The following is a 19,238-nucleotide window of genomic DNA, read 5'->3' as shown; positions in this document are numbered from 1 at the left end:
GTCGGCCCAACGCGACAAAGCCGGCGCCGCTCGATGCGGCGCCGGCTTTTTTTCGGCCCCCGCCCGCACCGGGCCGGATTCGGGTCCGCTTCAGGCCGGCACGGCCGGCGCCTGCGCTTCCACCCGCGAACGCGCGATCCGCGCGGCCTCGACCATCGCGGTCAGCGCCGCGTCGACTTCGCGCCAGTCGCGCGTCTTCAGCCCGCAGTCCGGATTGACCCACAATCGCTCGGCCGGAATCCGCGCCAGCGCACGCTCGATCAGCGCGACCATCTCGTCGCGGCCGGGCACGCGCGGCGAATGGATGTCGTAGACGCCCGGGCCGATCTCGTTCGGATACGCGAACGATTCGAAATCGTCGAGCAACTCCATGTTCGAGCGGGTCGTCTCGATCGAGATCACATCGGCGTCGAGCGCGGCGATCGACGGCAGGATGTCGCCGAATTCCGAATAGCACATGTGCGTGTGGATCTGCGTGTCATCGGCGACGCCCGACGCCGCCACCCGGAACGCGCGCACCGCCCAGTCGAGATACGCGGCCCGGTCGCGCTCGCGCAGCGGCAGACCTTCGCGCAGCGCCGGCTCGTCGATCTGGATCATGCCGATGCCGGCGCGCTCGAGGTCGACCGTCTCCTGGCGCAGCGCGAGCGCGATCTGCAGCGCGGTGGCCGCACGCGGCTGGTCGTCGCGCACGAACGACCACTGCAGCATCGTCACGGGCCCCGTCAGCATCCCCTTCACGGGCTTGTCGGTCAGGCCTTGCGCGTACTGCGCCCAGCCGACCGTCATCGACTCCGGCAGGAACACGTCGCCGTAGATCAGCGGCGGCTTCACGCAGCGCGACCCGTAGCTCTGCACCCAGCCGTTCGCGGTGATCGCGAAGCCCCACAGCAGCTCGCCGAAATATTCGACCATGTCGTTGCGCTCGGCTTCGCCGTGCACGTACACGTCGAGCCCGTACCGCGCCTGCTTGCCGATCGCGATGCGGATCTGCTCGCGCATCGCCTCGAGGTAGCCGAGATGGTCGAGCGCACCCGCCTTGAAGTCCGCGCGCGCCTTGCGGATCTCCGCGGTCTGCGGGAACGAGCCGATCGTCGTGGTCGGCAGCAGCGGCAGCTGGAAGCGCGCGCGCTGGCGGCGCGCCCGCTCGTCGTAGTGCGCGCCGCGCCGCGCGTCGGCATCCGTCAGCGCGGCGACGCGGCGCTGCACGAGCGGGTTGTGGATGCGGGCCGACGTGCGGCGCGCCTGCGCCGCCGCGCGCGACGCGTCGAGCTCGCCGGCGACGACCTCGCGCCCCTTCACGAACGCATCGCGCAGCACCGCGACTTCGCGCGCCTTCTGCACCGCGAACGCGAGCCACTGCTTCAGCTCGGCATCCAGCTTCGGCTCGTTGCCGAGATCGACCGGCGCGTGCAGCAACGAGCAGCTCGTCGCGATCCACAGCCGCTCGCCCAGTTGCGCGCGCGCCGCCGCGAGCCGCGCGAGCGACCGGTCGAGATCGTTGCGCCACACGTTGCGCCCGTCGACGATCCCGCACGACAGCACCTTGTCGGCCGGAAAGCCGGCCAGAATCGCGTCGAGCTGCGCGGCGCCGCGCACCAGATCGACGTGCAGCCCCGCGACCGGCAGCGATTTCAGCAGCGTCGCGTGCGCGTCGACCGATTCGAAGTAGGTCGCAAGCAGCACGCGCGGCGCATGCGCAACCAGTTCGGCGTACGCGGCGGGCGCGGCGTCGCGCCACGCGCCGGGCAGGTCGAGCGCGAAGATCGGCTCGTCGATCTGCACCCATTCGACGCCGTCGGCCTTCAGGCGCGCGAGCAGCGCCTGGTACGCGGGCAGCAGGCGCGGCAGCAGCGACAGCCGGTCGGCCAGCCCGTCGCGCGCCTTGCCGAGCCACAGCAGCGTCAGCGGGCCGACGAGCGCGACCTTCACCGGATGGCCGAGCGCCTGTGCCTCTCGCACTTCGTCGAACAGCCATTCGACGCCCGCGCCGAACGTCGTCGACGGCGAGTATTCCGGCACGAGGTAGTGATAGTTCGTGTCGAACCACTTGGTCATTTCCATCGCCGGCTGCGCGACGTTGCCGCGCGCGGCCGCGAAATAGTCGGCCAGCGACAGCTTGCGCGCATCGAAGCCGAACCGCTCCGGCAGCCCGCCGACGTGCGCGAGCGTCGTCAGCACGTGGTCGTACCACGCGAAATCGCCGACCGTCACCCAGTCGAGCCCCGCGTCTCGCTGCGCGGCCCAGTGCGCGGCGCGCAGCGAGACGCCGGTGTCGACCAGCGCGCGCTCGGCGTCGGCGCCCTGCCCGTCGCGCCAGTAGCGCTCGAGCGCGAATTTCAGTTCGCGGTGCGCGCCGATGCGCGGGAAACCCAGTACGTGTGCAGTGCTCATCTCGATCCTCCAATAGTCCAGCGAGTATCGGATTTGCCTTATCATTACTCAAACGAAAGTTTTTTCGATTGACCATGAATAATTTTCAACATTACATCGCGAAGCGGGTCCGCCGATGATCCGCTCACCGCTCGAATTCCGTCATCTGCAGACGCTGGTCGCGCTGCGCGACACCGGCAACCTGTCGCGCGCCGCGCAGTTCCTGTGCCTCACGCAGTCGGCGCTGTCGCATCAGCTCAAGGCGCTGGAGGCGCACTTCGGCTTGCCGCTGTTCGTGCGCAAGTCGGCGCCGCTGACGTTTACGCCGGCCGGCAAGCGGCTGCTCGCGCTCGCCGAGCAGGTCGTGCCCGCGATCGAGGAGACCGAGCGCGACATCGCGCGCCTCGCGCAGGGCACGGGCGGCACGCTGCGGATCGCCGTCGAGTGCCATACCTGCTTCGACTGGCTGATGCCGGCGATGGACGCGTTCCGCCAGCGCTGGCCGGAAGTCGAGCTCGACATCGTGTCGGGCTTCCATGCGGACCCGGTCGGCCTGCTGCACCAGGACCGCGCGGATCTCGCGATCGTCGCCGAGGCGGACCCGGCCGAGGCGGTCGACTATCATCCGCTGTTCCGCTTCCAGATCGTCGGCCTCGTCGGCAACGCACATCCGCTCGCGGCGAAGCCCGCGCTTTGCGCCGACGATTTCCGCGCCGAGACGCTGATCACCTACCCCGTCCCCGACGAGATGCTCGACATCATGCGGCAGGTCCTCGTGCCGGCCGGCATCGCGCCGAAGCGACGCACGTCGGAGCTGACGGTCGCGATCCTGCAGCTCGTCGCGAGCCGGCGCGGCGTCGCGGCGCTGCCGCTGTGGGCGGTCGCCACCTATCTCGACAAGCATTACGTGAGCGCGCGCCCCGTGCTGCGCGGCGACGGCGCGACGCTGTCCGGCGAGCTGTATGCGGCTACGCTGCCCACGTTTTCGTCGCGGCCGTACGCGGCCGACTTCGTGTCGACGATGCGTGCGACGTGCGCCGTGGCGCTGCCGGAAATCGAACTGATGTGACCGCCCGGCCGTGTAACCGGACGAAAAAAGCCCGTGGGGCCAGGAGCGCGGCGGGTAAAATTGGGGCAATTCAAGGATTCATTTGGCCTCACGGAGTCTGTCATGTCCATTGCCCGCCGCACCACGCTGTCCAAGTTCCTGATCGAACAGCAGCGTGAGACCAACAACCTCCCCGCCGACCTCCGCCTCCTGATCGAAGTCGTCGCCCGCGCATGCAAGGCGATCAGCTACAACGTGCAGAAGGGCGCGCTCGGCGAAGCGCTCGGCACCGCCGGCAGCGAGAACGTCCAGGGCGAGGTGCAGAAGAAGCTCGACATCCTGTCCAACGAAATCCTGCTCGACGCCAACGAATGGGGCGGCAACCTCGCCGCGATGGCGTCCGAGGAAATGGAAACGTTCTTCCCGATCCCGTCGAACTACCCGCGCGGCGAATACCTGCTGGTGTTCGATCCGCTCGACGGCTCGTCGAACATCGACGTGAACGTATCGATCGGCACGATCTTCTCGGTGCTGCGTTGCCCGGACGGCCAGCAGGCGACCGAGCAGTCGTTCCTGCAGCCCGGCACGCAGCAGGTCGCGGCCGGCTATGCGGTGTACGGCCCGCAGACGGTGTTCGTGCTGACGACCGGCAACGGCGTGAACTGCTTCACGCTCGATCGCGAAGTCGGCTCGTGGGTGCTCACGCAGAGCAACATGCAGATCCCCGCGGAGACGCGCGAATACGCGATCAACGCATCGAACGCGCGCCATTGGTATGACCCGGTGAAGCGCTACGTCGACGAACTGAACGCCGGCAAGGACGGCCCGCGCGGCGACAACTTCAACATGCGCTGGATCGCGTCGATGGTCGCCGACGTGCACCGGATCCTGAACCGCGGCGGCATCTTCATGTACCCGGCCGACAAGCGCACGCCGGACCGCCCGGGCAAGCTGCGCCTGATGTACGAAGCGAACCCGATGTCGTTCATCGTCGAACAGGCCGGCGGCGCCGCGACGACGGGCACGCAGCGCATCATGGAAGTACAGCCCACCGGCCTGCACCAGCGCGTGCCGGTGTTCCTCGGCTCGAAGAACGAAGTCGAGCGCGTGACCGGGTATCACACCGAAGGCAATTAATTTGCACTGCAGCACTGGACGTGCGGGCAGGACGCACGTACAATCGCGCCTCGCGATGCGGCTCTACGGGGCCACATCGCGGTGAAATGAAATCGGAAGACCTGTCGAAACAGGGGTTTTGCGAAGCAGCCGAAAAAAAGCTGAAAAATTTTTCGCAAAACCTATTGCCAAGATCGAAGATTCCACCATATAATTTCATTTCTCTGCTGCCGGTGTAGCTCAGTTGGTAGAGCAGCGCATTCGTAATGCGAAGGTCGTAGGTTCGACTCCTATCTCCGGCACCAAAGTATTCAAGGGCTTAGCCGCAAGGCTAGGCCCTTTTTACTTTCCAGGCACTGACACAAGTCGCCTCCCCCTCTCCAATCAGCGAACGGCACCTTGAACAAGATACAAGGCGTTCTTTGCCTCTGCCTGCTGCTCATCCCCGCGATCACGACGGCTCATCTCGCAGACGATGGCGTTGCGCGACCAGCGTTCTGCGCGGCCGACTACCGCCAGTCGAATGTCATGCCCAAATGGGCGGACCTGGTCGATGGCTCGGCAACAAGCAGCGCCGCCTTGATCTGGGGGCTGCGCGCTTCCGAATGGACGTTGGACCTCTACGGCCTGAGGAACACCAACATACACGGGACGTACGGCCTGATCTGGATAGCGAACGCTGCATTCGGGAGCATCGTTCGCTGCGATGCCGCAAAAGCAACGAACGCGGCCCGCTAACAGTCCCCGCTCAGTGACTCCGGCATCGGCCGCGCATGGCCGATCGCTTCGCATTCCTTTCTAATCGCGATGCGGCCGCCCGCACGTCGCCCACTTTCTTACAGACTCATTTCACCCGCCACGTGCTGCTTTGCACTGACAAATTCCTTGGAAAATCCGGATCGGGGTGCATAACATTACTTAACGATTCCGACCCGTCTATCGCGCTACATTGCGTGGGCGGCGCTGCGAGATCGACGTGCCACCCATACCGGGTTGCGGCTCCCGCATGACGTCCGGTCATATCGACTCGTTACCAGGAGAGGATCACCATGACTCATGGCTTGATAATGTGGCTCATCATCGGCGCGATCGCCGGCTGGCTTGCCGGCGTGCTCGTCAAGGGCGGCGGCTTCGGGCTCATCGTCGACATCATCGTCGGGATCGTCGGCGCGGTCATCGGCGGATGGCTCGCGGGGTTGCTCGGCATCCATATCGGCAGCGGCTTCATCGGCTCCGTGATCATCGCGGTGGCCGGCGCGGTGGTCCTGCTGTTCGTGATCCGGCTGTTCAGGCGAGCGGCCTGACGATCCGCTCGACGTCACTCTACGCGCGCCTGCGGGCGCGCGTGCGCTTCACCGGCGCGCGGCGCGAATGCCGCGCGCCTCTCTCTCAACGACGCCCCGTCCCGCGCAGCCAGCCGTCGAGCACGGCAGGCGTCAACAGTCCGCTGCGCGCGTCGCGCACGCCATCGCGGCCGATCCACACGGTGCGCGGCAGTTCTCCGCGCCATCCCGCATCGAGCGCCGCGCGCAGGCGTTCCGGCATCGCGTCGGCGTTCGCGTACTGCGCGACCTGCGACGGCAGGTTCATCTGCACGAGCGCCTGCTCGATCGCCGCGCCGTTCTCGTCGTACGCATCCATCGCGATCATCGCGACGCGCACCTCCCGGTGACGGCGCTGCCACGCGACGAGATGCGCGGCATTCTCGCGACAGTAGCCGCAGTCGAGCGACCAGATCTCGATCGCGAGCGGTTGCTCGCGCGCGGTCTCGAACAGCCGCGCGACGTCAACGGCGCGCAGCGGCTGCAGCGCGCCCGCGAGCGCCGACATGCACCAGACCGCGAGCGTTGCCAGCACGAACCACCGCTTCATTGCCCACCCTCCACCGCGATCAGGCGATAACCGTCATTGCGCGTGCGCCACGACAAGTAGACACGCCCCGCGTCGTCGAGCAGTTGCGGGTTGTCGCTCGCGCCCGACGTCGACGCGATCACGCGCGGGTCCGACCAGTGCGCGCCGCGATCGTCCGAGCGGCGCAGCTTGATCTGCATCGTGTCGCCGTCGAACGCCTTCCACGCGAGCCACACGACTTCGCCGCGCGCGATGAGCGCCGCGTGCGACGCCTGCTCGCCGGGCACGGCCGGATTCGCGCCGAACGCCCAGGCGGCGCCGAGCGGCTGCCCGTCGGCGCCGATCCGCGAATAGAACACGTCGGCGCGGCCGTCGACGACGCCGAACCCCGCGAGATGACGCGTGCCGTCGGCCGTGATCGCGAGCGCCGGACCGTGATCCGGACACGCCTCGACGTGCCAGTTCGAGAACGTCGCGCGCAGCGGCGCGACCGGCGCGTCAGCCGACGCGGGCAGCACCGCGAGCGCGTGATCGCGGATCTGCCCGGGAAATACGTTGCGCCACGCGGCCTCGACGCGCCCGGCCGGATCGATCGCCATCGCGATCCGGCAGCATTCACACGTGTGGTCGGCGACCTTGCGCTCGGGCTCGAACGACGCGCCGCCGTCGCGCGACACCGCGTAATAGACGGCCGCGCCGTCGTATGCCTGCCCCGCCGCCTTCGCCGCGCCCAGGTCGCGCTTGTCGATCCACGCCAGATAGATCCGGCCCGCCGGGTCGACCGTCATCATGTCGAAGCGGTGCGTGATCATCTGCCGGTCGCGGTGCACGGTGATCGGCACGCTCCACGTCGCGCCGCCGTCGAGCGAGCGCGAGAAGCGCACCATCCCCGTGTACGGCGCGTCGAGCGGCATCGACCATGATGCGTAGACCGCGCGACCATCCGGGCTCGCCGCGAGCTTCGGGCGATTCTCGGCGCTCGTATAGACCGGCTCGGGCATCGCGTTGACGGTGACGGGCGCCGACAGCGTGCGGCCCGCGTCGTCGGAATGCGCGACGACCACATGCTCGCCCTCCACCCACGCGACCCACAGCCGATGCCGCGCATCGAACGCGGCGCCCGTCGCGAGCGGCTGCTTCTGCGGCGCGCTCGCTGCCTGCGCGCCCATGTGCGCGGCATGCGGATCGGCGGGCTTCGCCGCCTCATGCGCACCGGCGACCGACAGCGTCGCGAGCCAGAGCGCGCAGCCTGCCGCGAACGACTTCACAGCGACCATTTCAGTTCTCCAAAGAAAGTCCGGCCCGGATACGGGTGGAACACGTAGTAGCGGCGGTCCGTCAGATTGTCGATGCCGACCGATGCGACCCAGTGCCGGTCGAACCGGTAGCGCGCCTTCAGGTCGACGACCGTAAACGAACTGGTGCCGCCGTAGACGTCCGGATTCACGTCGCTGTTGTCGAGCGTGTTGAACTGACGCCCGGAATAGCGGACGCCGACGCTCGCGAGCCAGTGCTCGTCGAAGCGGTACGACGCGAGCAGGTTCGCGCGCATGCGCGGAATGCGCGGAAACCGCGAGCCGACATACGCGGGGTTCGCCGCGTCGGACAGGATCTGCGCATTGCTCGCCGATACGTTCGCATCGACGTCGAACCCTTTCAGCCCGACGTTCTGGCCGCTGAACGCCAGTTCGACGCCGCGCACGCGGACGCGATCGACGTTCGAGGTGTTCGTGACGGTCGACGCGCCCGACACCGTCGTCTGGCTGTAGATCGAGTCTCGCAGGTCGCTCTGGAACACGCTTGCGCGCACGACGCCGACGCCGACGTCGCGCTCGGCCGTGAAATCCCAGTCGATCGCCTTTTCCGGCCGCAGGTTCGGGTTGTTGTTGACGATCGCGTTGTTCGAGATCGTGCCCTGGAACATCTCGCCGACGGTCGGGAAGCGCGTGCCGGTCGCGAACGACAGGCGGAAGCGCCAGACGTCCGTCGCATCCCACTGCAGCGCGACTTTCGGCGACAGCGCATTCGCGCTGCGATCCGCATAGCCGAACGTACCGCTCGCGTTGCCGAGCGCGCCGCCGTAAACGTCCCAGCGCTCGTAGCGCAGGCCGAGCGTCGCGAGCCATCCCGGCGCGAAGCGCCACGCATCCTGCGCGAACAGCGCCTGCGTGCGCGTGTCGCCGCGATAGACGCTCGCGAGCGACGTGGTCGGCCCGGCCTGCCAGTCGGCCGTGTTGAATGTGACGTTGCGCAGGAAATAGTTGTCGTAGTGATAGCCGAACGTGAAGGTATGCCCCTTCACCTCCGGCGCTTCCGCCTTCAGGTCGAGCGTGCGCCAGCCGGTGCCGTCGCCCTGGAACTGCGTGCCCGGGCCGCCCTGCACGGTCGACGCCGCGCGCAGCACGTCGCGCGACACGTCGTACGCGGACACGACGCCGGAGAGCCGCCAGCCGGAATCGAGCCGCGCGTTCAGCCCGAGCGCGTACAGCCAGTTCTCCTGGTCGCCGCGCTGCGGCGCGAACGCGCCCGGCGCGACGGTCATGTTCTGCCCGCCGATCGACACGTTGCCGCCGTACACGGGGTTGCCCGCCGCGTCGCGCAGAAAGGTTTCGCCGTGCTGCCGGTAGTGGTTCTCCCAGTGGCCGAGCGTAAGCGTCGCGTCGACGTGATCGGTGAACGCGTAGCCCATCCGAACCGTCTCGCTGATCTGCTCGGTGCGCTCGATCGACTGCGCGCCGACGAGCGTGCGCGGCTTGCCGTTCGGCCCGATGTCGGCCGCGGCGCCGGTGACCGGCACCGCGCGGCCGAGCTTCGGGTTGTAGCCCGCGTTCGGGCTCGCATACTGCATCGGCTGCCCGTTGTTTTCGAGGCGGTCGAGCGACAGCGCGAACCAGAAACGGCCGACGCGATTCGCGATCCGCGCGGTCTGGTGGTTGCCGCCCAAGCTGTCGGCGAACCCGTAGCCGTCGCGGTAGCGCTGCGTGAAGAACTGCGTCGACAGCGACGCCTCGAGCCGTTCGGGCCGGCGGGTCGTGAGCAGCACGGTCGAACCGATCGCGTTGCCCGGATACAGCGCGGAAAAGGGGCCATAGAGCACGTCGACCCGCGCGATGTCGTCGGGCGGGATCAGCGACCAGCGCGGCGGGTACGCATAGCTCGAACCGAGCAGGTTCGACAGCAGCAAGCCGTCGGCATAGACGAGCCCGCGCGCGCTCTGCAGCTCGTTGAAGTCACGCCCCGCGAACACCGCGTTGCGGTCGCCGATGTAGCGCTTGCGCACCATCAGGTTCGGCGCGTACTTCAGCGCGTCCTCGGTGTTGACGTTGGTGTGCGCGTCGATCCGGTCGCGCGAGATCGATTCGATGACAGCCGGCGTGTCGGAGTCGACGGACTGCCGCTGCGCGGTCACGCTGACGGCGGTGAGCGTGTCGCCGGCGGCGGCCTCGACCGGCGCGGGCGGGGTTGCCGTCGGCGCCGGCGCGGCGGCGCGGCTTGCCTGCGGGGCTGGCGCCTGGATCGGGTCGGCGCGCCCGCCGTCCGGCTGCGCCGCAAAGGCGGCGGGCCATGCGAAAGCGGCCGCGCAGGCAAGCGCGGCCCGGCCGCGCGACGGCCGCGCGGCAACGATGAATGACATGGAAGGTTTCCTGAAAACGTGATCGAACGCCGCCGGACGCCGGCGGCGCGGCGCGCACGAAACGGCGCGGCGCGCGGCCGGCGCCGCGTGCGGTGCGCGCCGTCAGGCGCGCGCGGAATCAGATCGGGACGATTTCAGGCGGAGCGCGCGGCTGGGCGAGACGGATGCCCTTGCGCGTGACGACGGGAAAAGACGCGGCCGGCGTGCGGACCGTGAACGCCCGCACGAACCCCGGCAGCGCGGGCAGGCTTGCGCCGAGCGCGACGTTGGCGGCGAAGCCCGGGCAGTACACGCAATGCGGCACGCCCGCATGGTCGAACGACGATGCACTGCGATCGTCCCCCGACTGCGTGAGCACGACCTGGCGGGCGCCTGCCGCGCTGCACAGTTCGAGCGCGAGATCCCCCGACCCGCTCGACGCCATGCGCGCATAGCCGACGACGGGCGACAGTACGTTCAGTACCAGCGCCAGCCAGACGAGGCCGATCCATCGCGTCGTTCGTTTCATCGCGGTCCAGGAAAAAGTGCGCGCAAGTATAGCAAGCAGCCCGGCCATCGCCGATTCCGCAGACCGTAAGGCGGGTATCGGCGCGCGCGGGTAAACACATGTGCCGCGAATACAACAGAGACAAAATCTAACGATTCGTTGCTGGCATAAATCTGAGCACGAGGCTGATAATTATTGAACCTGTTGGAGAAACGATCATGGACGAAAAGCCGATCCGCATGCCACCGCCGGAGCAAGTGATGAGCCCGGACCCGGAACCCGTTGGCGTGGAGTTCCTCGCCGAGTTGCCCGAGCACGTGCGGGCGTTCTTCGACGAGCAGCACAAGCTGTACTCGCCGAAGTGAACGAGCGTTCCGCTCAGTAACCGCCACGTGCCGCAAGCCGATATCGTGCGGTTCATCGCTGCGTTTGCGCAGCCTTACGCATCGCACCCCGGTCGCAACGACCTGACGGTGCCGGATCAGTTCGTCCGCTGATTCTTCTGTCGCGTCGCCACGCCGCGCGACTGTCTTCGTCTATTCTTCTGTTTTTCCACTTCCGGCTCGCCCGGTTCCCGCTCGTTCCAATGAAGCACGCAATTCGCGCCGGCCTCGCCGCGGCCGCACTCGGCCTCGCCCTCTTCTCCTCGCCACGCATCGCCGCCGCCGACGGCGACGATACGGCGCTGACCAATCTCGTCGCGCTTGCCTCTCAGCGCCTCGCGCTCGCCGAGCCGGTCGCGCGCTGGAAATGGGCAAACGGCAAGCCGATCGAGGATCGCCCGCGTGAAGCGGCGCTGCTCGCGTCCGTCGAGAAGCGCGCGACGCAGGCCGGCATCGATCCGGCATTCGCCCGGCGGTTCTTCGAGGATCAGATCGCGGCCAGCAAGGACGTGCAGAACGCACTGTTCGCGACATGGCGGGCAACCCGGCCGCCCGAAGGCATGCCGCCCGATCTCGCGACCAGCACACGCCCGAAGCTCGACCGGCTCACTCAGGCAATGCTGACCGGGCTTGCGCAGGTCGAGCCGCTGCGGGCCGCCCCCGACTGCCAGATGCGGCTTGCGCGCAGCATCGCCAACTGGAAGGCCCTGACGCGCTACGACGCGAACCAGGCACAAGCGCTCAACACCGCGCTCTCTCATGTGTGCGCGGCGGGCGGCGCAAGCGCGATCGGCTGACGCGTCACGCAGCGCTTGCGCCGGCCGGGACCGGTCACGGCGCGCGCCGCGCCCTAACCCGCAGGCGCGAGCGCGAGCGCGGCCAGTGGAATCAGCTGCAGGCCGCGCGCGAGGTGCGTCTGCAGCAGGCGATAGGTAAAGGGCTCGAACGTCCCGGCCGTTTCGTCGACGACCAGCCGCGCGGCTGCGTCGAGCGTCTCGACCACGCCGAGGTAGCGCCAGCCTTCGATCACGTGGAACAGCCGGCGCTCGCCGTGCGCCTCGAACACGACCGCACCGTCGAACGGCCAGGGCGCCGCCGCACCCGCGCGCGCCGCGTCTGCCGGACGACGATTGAATGTCGGACGCAACCGCGCAATCCACTGCGCTTCGGCGAGCATCGCGCCGAGTTCGTTACCGGTCTCCCGCCACTCGATGCGCCGCACCTGCTGGGCGAGCCGCAGTTCCTTCGACGAGCGCCGCTCGCCGGTCAGCAGCGCACGCAGCCGCTGCCGCACCCGCACGCTGCGCCCGACGTAGAGCGGTTCGTCCGCTTCGCCGAACAACGCATAAGCGCCGCATCCCGCCGGCGCGGTGTCGAGCCACGCCTCGGTCAGTCCGCCTGCCAGACGGAAATGGCGTGTCGTGCGGGTGATCTGGTCGCGTAACCGCTCGAGCGGCACGGTCTCGTGCAGTTGACGCCAGAACTGCCACAGCAGGTCGGCATCCGCGAGCGCGCGGTGCCGGGCGGACGGCACGAGTCCGTGCCGCTGGATCAGCGCGTCGAGCCCGTGCCGCGATTCGCGCGGGAACAGCGCGCGCGACAGGCGTACGGTGCACAGAACGTCGGGATTGAATGCCAACCCGATGCGCTCGAACTCGGCGCGGAGGAATCCGCGGTCGAAGCTGGCGTTGTGCGCGACGAACAGCTTGCCTTCGAGCCGCTCGAACAGCGCGGGCGCGAGCGAGGCGAACGACGGTGCTTCGCGCACCATCGCATCCGAAATGCCGGTCAGCTGCTGAATGAACGGAGGAATCGGCTGCCCGGGATTGACGAGCGAGGTCCAGGTCGACACACCGAGCGGGCCGATTTCGACCACGCCGATTTCGGTGATGCGGTGCTCGGCAGACGAGCCGCCGGTGGTTTCGAGGTCGACGAAGACGAGAGGTTGCTCGCAGGCGGGATCGGTCGAACGGGAATCGGACATGAATGAACAGGAAAGCGACGCTTCCGTGAGTATGCACCGGCAGGCCCGTCCGCGGCCAGCCTGAGCCCATGCACGCCGATTGCGCGCCCGAAAGCAAAAAGCCCCCGACGAAGCGGGGGCTCGGACGTGATCGGCAATGCGTAGCGCGTCAGATCGCCTGGATATTCGCAGCCTGCTTGCCTTTCGGCCCGACTTTCACGTCAAAGGAAACACGCTGATTTTCCTTCAGCGTTTTGAAGCCATCCATCTTGATTTCGGAAAAGTGCGCAAACAGATCCTCACCGCCATTGTCTGACGTGATAAAACCGAAACCTTTAGCATCGTTAAACCATTTCACGATACCGGTATCCATACCTTCGTTCCCCACTCGATTTGATCAAAATAGCTATTTTTATAGCCGTTTCCCGAAATCCGAAGCGTCGCATCTGATTTCAGCTACATACGCCGCCCGGAGGACGGAGTGCTGACTTTATAAATTGGAAAATCCAGGTGCGTCAAGTGGATTTTTATTGGACGCTTTATAAAAAACCGCCATTGCCAATGGAATCGGTACCCCGATGCGTTTCTGCGAATAAATTTCGCATCAAACTCCGTCATTGTTACCGGGCACGATTCACCGATAATCCGCGCGGAGAAAAACCTACCGGGGTCGAATCGCATCGGTAAAATGCTCGGTATTTCCACGGGTTGCAAATTGCGAACGACGTTGCGATGCTGAAGCCACACCGACGCAACGGAGAAAGTCATGTGGCTGGACGGAATCAAGCGCTTCGCGAGCCGGCTCGGCCGCGTTCGCCGGAAGTCCCGCGCACTTGCCGACCCTGCACGTGAACAGCCTTGCGAGGCCGAATTCGATACGACCTGGCATGGCGACCACTGGCAGAACCTGCTGGCGTCACCGCTCGATGCGCGTCATTACGTAATGGAAGACTGGACGTACACGCCGCCGCCCGCCGAAGCCAAGGACGCGCCGCCGCCGCGCAGGCGCAGGCGCCGCTGGTACGAACAATAGAAGCGAAGCCGACGGGCGAAAAAAAAGCGCGACTGGAAAGTCGCGCCGACAAAGGTTTGGAGATCTTTTCCGTCAACGAAAAAGTCTGCTTCGGAAAGCAGAGATCGCAGTATAACGACATAACATCCTTTCATTATCCATGCTCCGCACAAACCTCTATTGCCGAAGCGACAATAATGACGCTCGTGCAATAGGCGTCGCCGGATAGCCGCCTGTCGCGGCCGCGCAACGCCCCGCTGCGCTCACTTGTCACACCGAATTCTCGCGGCGTTGCAGCAAACCCTTGATGGACAGGGCTTTCGAGCCATCCGCCCATCATTGCCAAATTCAAAATACAGTATTGCTTAAAGTGTCCCCCTCCCCGCTCGGAGCCGCTCCTTACACTGAAATTGAATTTTGAGACAAGGGGTATCAAGCCCGTCCGGCGCCAGCGCACTAACCGCGCGCCACGCCGGGGCCAGCAACAGGTTCGCTTCCCATCATCCGGTTTGGAGACAAATCAATGAAAAAGACCCTGATTGTTGCAGCACTGTCTGGCGTGTTCGCGACCGCCGCGCACGCACAAAGCAGCGTCACGCTGTACGGCCTGATCGACGCCGGCATCACCTACACGAATAACCAGGGCGGCCACAGCGCGTGGCAGCAATCGACCGGCTCGGTCAACGGCAGCCGCTGGGGCCTGCGCGGCGCCGAGGATCTCGGCGGCGGCCTGAAAGCGATCTTCACGTTGGAAAACGGCTTCGGCATCAATAACGGCACGCTCAAGCAGAACGGCCGCGAATTCGGCCGTCAGGCATTCGTCGGGCTCTCGCACAACGTGTACGGTTCGGTCACGCTGGGCCGCCAGTACGACAGCGTCGTCGATTATCTCGGCCCGCTGTCGCTGACCGGCACGCAATACGGCGGCACCCAGTTCGCGCACCCGTTCGACAACGACAACCTGAACAACTCGTTTCGGATCAACAACGCGGTCAAATACCAGAGCGCGGACTATAACGGCCTGAAATTCGGCGCGTTGTACGGATTCTCGAATTCGAGCAATTTCGCGAACAACCGCGCGTACAGCGTCGGCGCGTCGTACAACTTCATGGGCTTCAACGTCGCGGCCGCGTACATGCAGTTGAACAACAACGTGAACGGACTGGCGCAGGCGGTCGGCGATCCCGGCGCAGTCGCGGGCGACTGGACGTTCGCGGCCAGCCGTCAGCGCACCTGGGGCGCGGGCCTGAACTACTCGTTCGGCCCGGCAACGGTCGGCTTCGTGTTCACGCAGACGCGCCTGACCGACAGCGTCGCGATCAGCGCCGGCCAATCGGGCGTGTCGGGCGGCATCACGGGCCTGTCGGGCGGTACTCGCTTCAACAATTATGAAATCAACGGCCGCTATGCGCTGACGCCGGCACTGTCGCTCGCCGGTTCATACACGTACACCGACGGCCGCGTCGTGGGCCAGTCGCCGAACTGGCACCAGATCAACCTGCAGGCCGCCTATGCGCTGTCGAAGCGCACCGACGTCTATCTGCAGGGCGAATACCAGAAGGTCAATTCGGATGGCCTGCCGCTCCACGCGAACATCAATGGACTCGGCACGGCTTCATCGAACAACAAGCAGGTCGCGGTCACGGCCGGCTTGCGCCACCGCTTCTGAGCGTCGTCGTACGCTTGCCAGCCGCAGCATGACGAAGCGCCCCAGCCGGGGCGCTTTTTTTCGCTGTGCGACAGCGCAGACGCGCTCAAGCCGCGCCCGGCTCCGGGTAGTGCACGTCGAGCACATCGATCGGCTGCGGGCCGGCGGGCGTCATCAGCGTGACGGTGTCGCCGATCTTCGCCTTCAGCAGCGCGCGCGCGACAGGCGAGATCCAGCTCACATGACCGTGGTCGAGATCGACCTCGTCGATGCCGACGATCGTGATCGTGTGCTCCTCACCGTCCGGCGTCGCATAGTCGACCGTCGCACCGAAGAACACCTGGTCGGTGTTCTCCTGCCGGCTCGCGTCGACCACCTCGGCGATGTCGAGCCGCTTCGTCAGGAAACGGATGCGCCGATCGATTTCTCGCAACCGCCGCTTGCCGTAGATGTAGTCGCCGTTCTCGGAGCGGTCGCCGTTCGATGCCGCCCACGACACGAGCCGCACGACTTCGGGCCGCTCGGCGTCGATCAGGTTCAGCAGTTCGTCCCTGAGGCGCTTGTGCCCCGCGGGCGTGATGTAATTCTTCGAACCCGCCGGGATCGCCGTCTGGGCCTGGTCGAGATCGTCGTCGTCGCCGTCCGACTCTTTGACAAACGCCTTGTTCATGATGCAATGTTCAAACGTGGATTGCGGATATTTCAAGGGTACACGATGGGCCGGCCGACGAGCCCATGTCCAACAATTTGCGAATAAGGCTTCACTTTTTACGCGACCCTGCTATAATCCCTCTTCTGCGTGCGGCTGTAGCTCAGTTGGATAGAGTACTTGGCTACGAACCAAGGGGTCGTGGGTTCGAATCCTGCCAGCCGCGCCACCTAATTCAAGGGCCTTCCGTACCGAAGGCCCTGTCAGTTTGAAGTAGTATCGTTTTGCGTGCGGCTGTAGCTCAGTTGGATAGAGTACTTGGCTACGAACCAAGGGGTCGTGGGTTCGAATCCTGCCAGCCGCGCCACTTTTTGGGGGCCTTCCCACCGTAGAAGGTTCCGACAGTTGAAGTAGTACCGCTTTGCGTGCGGCTGTAGCTCAGTTGGATAGAGTACTTGGCTACGAACCAAGGGGTCGTGGGTTCGAATCCTGCCAGCCGCGCCACTTCAGAAGGGCCTTCCTCCGGGAAGGCCCTTTTTCTTTGCCCCTTCCCTGCTCGATCTCACCGCGCCGATTCGAATCCGGATCAAATCGCCGACGCACAAACAAGAACGGCGGCCCGAGGCCGCCGTCGCATCGCTTGCGTGAGCGTTCGCGCGTCAGTAATCCTGCCGCTCGCGCTCGATCCGCATCCCGCCGTCGTGACGCGCATGCGCACCATCCTCGGTCGAACGCTCGCGCATGATCCGCATCACGTCCGGATTGGTCCGCACGCGCCGCATCACGTTCGCAAGGTGGACGCGGTCGCTGACCTGGATCACGAAGCGCAGCACCGTCGACTCGTGCGTGAGGTCCTCGTCCATCGCAATGTGGACGATGTTCGCGTCAGCCGACGTGATGTCCGCCGCCACGCGCGCGAAGATCCCCTTCGTGTTCTTCACGAGCGCCTTTACCGCGACGTCAAAGAGGCGCCCCGGCTGCGGCGCCCATTCGACGTCGATCCAGCGGCCCGGATCGCGCCGGTGGATGCGCTGCGCGACGCGGCAATCGGTCGTATGAATCGCCATCCCCAGACCGATGCCGATGTAGCCCATGATCGCGTCACCCGGAATCGGCCGGCAGCACGCGGACAACTGCACCGACATCCCTTCGGTGCCGGTGATCACGACCGGCGGCGCATGATGCGCGGCATGACGCTCGGCCTTCGGCAGGTCGTCGTCCGCGTCGCGGCCGCTCATCAGCACCTCGATGCGCTTGGCCATCACCGCGGCGACGCGGCGGCCGAGGCCGATGTCCGCGAAGATTTCCTGGCGACTCTTGTTGCCCGTCCACTGCACGAGCTTTTCCCACACTTCCGGCGTGACGTCCGCGAGCGCGAGGCCGTAGCCCTTCAGGCTCTGGTCGACGAGCCGCTCGCCGAGCTGCACCGATTCGTTCAGGCGCATCGTCTTCAGGTAGTGACGGATCGCCGAACGCGCCTTGCCGGTGCGCACGAAGCCGAGCCACGCGGGGTTCGGCTTCGAATACGGCGCGGTGATCACCTCGACGATGTCGCCGCTCTTCAGCTCGGTGCGCAGCGGCAGCAGCTCGTTGTTGATCTTCACGGCGACGCACTGGTTGCCGAGATCGCTGTGGATCGAATACGCGAAATCGAGCGCCGTCGCGCCGCGCGGCAGCGCCATGATCTTCGACTTCGGCGTGAACACGTAGACCGCATCCGGGAACAGGTCGATCTTCACGTGCTCGAGGAATTCGCTCGAATCGCCGGCCTCGCTCTGGATGTCGAGCAGCGACTTCAGCCACTGGTGCGCGCGCTTCTGCACGTCGTTGAGATCCGCGCCGCCGTTCTTGTACAGCCAGTGCGCGGCGACGCCCGCCTCGGCGATCTCGTGCATCTTGCGCGTGCGCACCTGGAACTCGATCGGCGCGCCGAACGGGCCGACAAGAGTCGTGTGCAGCGACTGGTAGCCGTTGATCTTCGGGATCGCGATGTAATCCTTGAACTTGCCCGGCACCGGCTTGTACAGCGCATGCAGCGCGCCGATGCACGTATAGCAGTCGAGCGGATTCTCGACGACGACGCGAAAGCCGTACACGTCGAGCACCTGCGAGAACGACAGCTGCTTGTCGCGCATCTTCCGGTAGATGCTGTAGATCGTCTTTTCGCGGCCGGTGATCTCGGCGTCGATCTTCGCGTCGACCATCGCACGCTGCGCGGCCTCGAGGATCTTGCTGATCACCTCGCGGCGATTGCCGCGCGCGGCCTTCACCGCCTTCTCGAGCGTCGCGTAGCGATGCGGGTTGAAGTTCGCGAAGCTCATGTCCTGCAGCTCGCGATAGGTATTGTTCAGACCAAGCCGGTGCGCGATCGGCGCATAGATGTCGAGCGTTTCGCGCGCGACGCGGCGGCGCTTTTCCATCGGCACCGCACCGAGCGTGCGCATGTTGTGCAGGCGATCGGCGAGCTTGACGAGGATGACCCGCACGTCGCGCGCCATCGCGAGCAGCATCTTGCGGAAGTTTTCCGCCTGCGCTTCCTCGCGGCTGCGGAATTCCATCTTGTCGAGCTTGGACAGCCCGTCGACCAGCTCCGCGACCTTCGGCCCGAAGCGCTCGGCGAGCTCGCTCTTGGTCACGCCCTGGTCTTCCATCACGTCGTGCAGCAGCGCGGCCATGACCGCCTGCGCGTCGAGCTTCCAGCCGGCGCAGATTTCCGCGACGGCGACAGGATGGGTGATGTAGGGTTCGCCGCTCTGGCGATATTGACCGAGGTGGGCTTCGTCGCTGAAGTGGAACGCCGCCTTGACCTCTTTGATTTCTTCCGGCGCCAGGTACTCGGCAAGCGCGGCGGTCAGTTTCGCGATCGAAACGACGCCGTGCTTGCGCGGCTGCTCCGGAGTGGCGGTCGGCCCGAACAGATGCCGGAACGACTGTTCGAGGACCGCGTCGATGTACTGGCGCGCAGGCGATTGTGCCGTGGCTTCGGTGGTCTGATCCGCGGAGGCGGACGATGGGGTGGTGCTCATATTCGCCTCCTCGGTCAGCAATCGTTGCGCGCGTGGACTACATGGCTG

The 19,238-nt window shown here is 66.0% G+C and carries 17 protein-coding genes and 4 tRNA genes; 12 read left to right on the top strand and 9 right to left on the bottom strand.

The features are described 5' to 3' along the window. Positions 1-90: 90 nt before the first annotated feature. Entirely contained in the window at positions 91-2,394 is a 2,304-nt protein-coding gene (metE, locus tag HWX31_RS05020; protein ID WP_174964644.1) for a 5-methyltetrahydropteroyltriglutamate--homocysteine S-methyltransferase, read from the bottom strand. Between the two features lie 115 nt (positions 2,395-2,509). Between metE and HWX31_RS05015 the strand changes: the two genes are divergently transcribed. The 5 genes from HWX31_RS05015 to HWX31_RS04995 all read left to right on the top strand — a co-directional run bounded on the left by HWX31_RS05015 (position 2,510) and on the right by HWX31_RS04995 (position 5,841). Then, complete coding sequence (locus HWX31_RS05015) at positions 2,510-3,442, top strand: LysR family transcriptional regulator (RefSeq protein ID WP_174964645.1); 933 nt, start codon at positions 2,510-2,512, stop codon at positions 3,440-3,442. A gap of 102 nt (positions 3,443-3,544) precedes the next feature. After that, complete coding sequence (locus tag HWX31_RS05010) at positions 3,545-4,558, top strand: class 1 fructose-bisphosphatase (protein WP_059612529.1); 1,014 nt, start codon at positions 3,545-3,547, stop codon at positions 4,556-4,558. Positions 4,559-4,766: 208 nt separating this feature from the next. Continuing rightward, positions 4,767-4,842, top strand: a tRNA-Thr gene (locus tag HWX31_RS05005). Positions 4,843-4,936: 94 nt separating this feature from the next. Beyond that, entirely contained in the window at positions 4,937-5,275 is a 339-nt protein-coding gene (locus HWX31_RS05000) for a hypothetical protein (protein ID WP_174964646.1), read from the top strand. Between the two features lie 311 nt (positions 5,276-5,586). Further along, positions 5,587-5,841, top strand: a complete 255-nt coding sequence (locus HWX31_RS04995) for a GlsB/YeaQ/YmgE family stress response membrane protein (protein WP_174964647.1) — start codon at positions 5,587-5,589, stop codon at positions 5,839-5,841. An 85-nt stretch (positions 5,842-5,926) separates the two neighbouring features. On the opposite strand, the gene HWX31_RS04990 is transcribed toward HWX31_RS04995, so the two are convergent. From HWX31_RS04990 to HWX31_RS04975, 4 genes are all read right to left on the bottom strand, one after another. Continuing rightward, positions 5,927-6,409, bottom strand: coding sequence for a TlpA family protein disulfide reductase (locus HWX31_RS04990; RefSeq protein WP_174964648.1), 483 nt, complete (start codon positions 6,407-6,409; stop codon positions 5,927-5,929). Then, positions 6,406-7,665, bottom strand: a complete 1,260-nt coding sequence (locus HWX31_RS04985; protein ID WP_174964649.1) for a sialidase family protein — start codon at positions 7,663-7,665, stop codon at positions 6,406-6,408. The genes HWX31_RS04990 and HWX31_RS04985 overlap by 4 nt, the downstream gene beginning before the upstream one ends. Beyond that, positions 7,653-10,022, bottom strand: coding sequence for a TonB-dependent receptor (locus HWX31_RS04980; RefSeq protein ID WP_175933874.1), 2,370 nt, complete (start codon positions 10,020-10,022; stop codon positions 7,653-7,655). The genes HWX31_RS04985 and HWX31_RS04980 overlap by 13 nt, the downstream gene beginning before the upstream one ends. 118 nt (positions 10,023-10,140) lie before the next feature. Next, entirely contained in the window at positions 10,141-10,530 is a 390-nt protein-coding gene (locus tag HWX31_RS04975; RefSeq protein ID WP_174966165.1) for a DUF2946 domain-containing protein, read from the bottom strand. A gap of 197 nt (positions 10,531-10,727) precedes the next feature. Between HWX31_RS04975 and HWX31_RS04970 the strand changes: the two genes are divergently transcribed. Further along, on the top strand, positions 10,728-10,874 hold the full coding sequence (locus tag HWX31_RS04970) for a hypothetical protein (RefSeq protein ID WP_010091699.1): 147 nt from the start codon (positions 10,728-10,730) through the stop codon (positions 10,872-10,874). 221 nt (positions 10,875-11,095) lie between these two features. After that, a complete protein-coding gene (locus tag HWX31_RS04965; protein ID WP_174966166.1) occupies positions 11,096-11,689 on the top strand; it encodes a chorismate mutase in 594 nt (197 codons plus the stop codon). Between the two features lie 53 nt (positions 11,690-11,742). On the opposite strand, the gene HWX31_RS04960 is transcribed toward HWX31_RS04965, so the two are convergent. Both HWX31_RS04960 and HWX31_RS04955 read right to left on the bottom strand, forming a co-directional pair. Next, positions 11,743-12,876, bottom strand: a complete 1,134-nt coding sequence (locus tag HWX31_RS04960; RefSeq protein ID WP_174966167.1) for an exonuclease domain-containing protein — start codon at positions 12,874-12,876, stop codon at positions 11,743-11,745. Positions 12,877-13,024: 148 nt separating this feature from the next. Continuing rightward, positions 13,025-13,228 carry a cold-shock protein gene (locus HWX31_RS04955; RefSeq protein WP_010091695.1) on the bottom strand — a complete coding sequence of 68 codons (204 nt, stop codon included), beginning with the start codon at positions 13,226-13,228 and terminating at the stop codon, positions 13,025-13,027. Between the two features lie 393 nt (positions 13,229-13,621). Between HWX31_RS04955 and HWX31_RS04950 the strand changes: the two genes are divergently transcribed. Both HWX31_RS04950 and HWX31_RS04945 read left to right on the top strand, forming a co-directional pair. Beyond that, on the top strand, positions 13,622-13,888 hold the full coding sequence (locus HWX31_RS04950; protein WP_059612511.1) for a hypothetical protein: 267 nt from the start codon (positions 13,622-13,624) through the stop codon (positions 13,886-13,888). Positions 13,889-14,390: 502 nt separating this feature from the next. Next, on the top strand, positions 14,391-15,536 hold the full coding sequence (locus HWX31_RS04945) for a porin (RefSeq protein ID WP_174966168.1): 1,146 nt from the start codon (positions 14,391-14,393) through the stop codon (positions 15,534-15,536). A gap of 85 nt (positions 15,537-15,621) precedes the next feature. Here HWX31_RS04945 and greB read toward each other — a convergent pair whose 3' ends face one another. Further along, complete coding sequence (gene greB, locus HWX31_RS04940) at positions 15,622-16,185, bottom strand: transcription elongation factor GreB (protein ID WP_010091692.1); 564 nt, start codon at positions 16,183-16,185, stop codon at positions 15,622-15,624. A gap of 131 nt (positions 16,186-16,316) precedes the next feature. Between greB and HWX31_RS04935 the strand changes: the two genes are divergently transcribed. The 3 genes from HWX31_RS04935 to HWX31_RS04925 all read left to right on the top strand — a co-directional run bounded on the left by HWX31_RS04935 (position 16,317) and on the right by HWX31_RS04925 (position 16,668). Beyond that, positions 16,317-16,393: transfer RNA gene (locus HWX31_RS04935), tRNA-Arg, on the top strand. 61 nt (positions 16,394-16,454) lie between these two features. After that, positions 16,455-16,531, top strand: a tRNA-Arg gene (locus HWX31_RS04930). Between the two features lie 60 nt (positions 16,532-16,591). Then, positions 16,592-16,668 (top strand) — tRNA-Arg (locus HWX31_RS04925). A 155-nt stretch (positions 16,669-16,823) separates the two neighbouring features. Here HWX31_RS04925 and HWX31_RS04920 read toward each other — a convergent pair. Further along, the gene (locus tag HWX31_RS04920; RefSeq protein WP_174965435.1) at positions 16,824-19,190 is read right to left on the bottom strand and encodes a RelA/SpoT family protein; all 2,367 of its coding nucleotides are present in this window, start codon (positions 19,188-19,190) and stop codon (positions 16,824-16,826) included. Positions 19,191-19,238 lie beyond the last annotated feature (48 nt).

The sequence above is a fragment of the Burkholderia ubonensis genome (assembly GCF_902833085.1).
Classification (GTDB): Bacteria; Pseudomonadota; Gammaproteobacteria; order Burkholderiales; family Burkholderiaceae; genus Burkholderia; species Burkholderia ubonensis.
Note: the sequence above shows the minus strand (reverse complement) of the source record. Positions and strands in the feature narration are given on the sequence as shown.

Coding starts and splice junctions, on each gene's coding strand:
- HWX31_RS04955 (WP_010091695.1), bottom strand. CDS start 13,228: ATGGATACCGGTATCGTGAAATGGTTTAACGATGCTAAAGGTTTCGGT.
- HWX31_RS05010 (WP_059612529.1), top strand. CDS start 3,545: ATGTCCATTGCCCGCCGCACCACGCTGTCCAAGTTCCTGATCGAACAG.
- HWX31_RS04920 (WP_174965435.1), bottom strand. CDS start 19,190: ATGAGCACCACCCCATCGTCCGCCTCCGCGGATCAGACCACCGAAGCC.
- greB (WP_010091692.1), bottom strand. CDS start 16,185: ATGAACAAGGCGTTTGTCAAAGAGTCGGACGGCGACGACGACGATCTC.
- HWX31_RS04945 (WP_174966168.1), top strand. CDS start 14,391: ATGAAAAAGACCCTGATTGTTGCAGCACTGTCTGGCGTGTTCGCGACC.
- HWX31_RS04965 (WP_174966166.1), top strand. CDS start 11,096: ATGAAGCACGCAATTCGCGCCGGCCTCGCCGCGGCCGCACTCGGCCTC.
- HWX31_RS04990 (WP_174964648.1), bottom strand. CDS start 6,409: ATGAAGCGGTGGTTCGTGCTGGCAACGCTCGCGGTCTGGTGCATGTCG.
- HWX31_RS04950 (WP_059612511.1), top strand. CDS start 13,622: ATGTGGCTGGACGGAATCAAGCGCTTCGCGAGCCGGCTCGGCCGCGTT.
- HWX31_RS04980 (WP_175933874.1), bottom strand. CDS start 10,022: ATGTCATTCATCGTTGCCGCGCGGCCGTCGCGCGGCCGGGCCGCGCTT.
- HWX31_RS04975 (WP_174966165.1), bottom strand. CDS start 10,530: ATGAAACGAACGACGCGATGGATCGGCCTCGTCTGGCTGGCGCTGGTA.
- metE (WP_174964644.1), bottom strand. CDS start 2,394: ATGAGCACTGCACACGTACTGGGTTTCCCGCGCATCGGCGCGCACCGC.
- HWX31_RS04995 (WP_174964647.1), top strand. CDS start 5,587: ATGACTCATGGCTTGATAATGTGGCTCATCATCGGCGCGATCGCCGGC.
- HWX31_RS05015 (WP_174964645.1), top strand. CDS start 2,510: ATGATCCGCTCACCGCTCGAATTCCGTCATCTGCAGACGCTGGTCGCG.
- HWX31_RS04960 (WP_174966167.1), bottom strand. CDS start 12,876: ATGTCCGATTCCCGTTCGACCGATCCCGCCTGCGAGCAACCTCTCGTC.
- HWX31_RS04970 (WP_010091699.1), top strand. CDS start 10,728: ATGGACGAAAAGCCGATCCGCATGCCACCGCCGGAGCAAGTGATGAGC.
- HWX31_RS04985 (WP_174964649.1), bottom strand. CDS start 7,665: ATGGTCGCTGTGAAGTCGTTCGCGGCAGGCTGCGCGCTCTGGCTCGCG.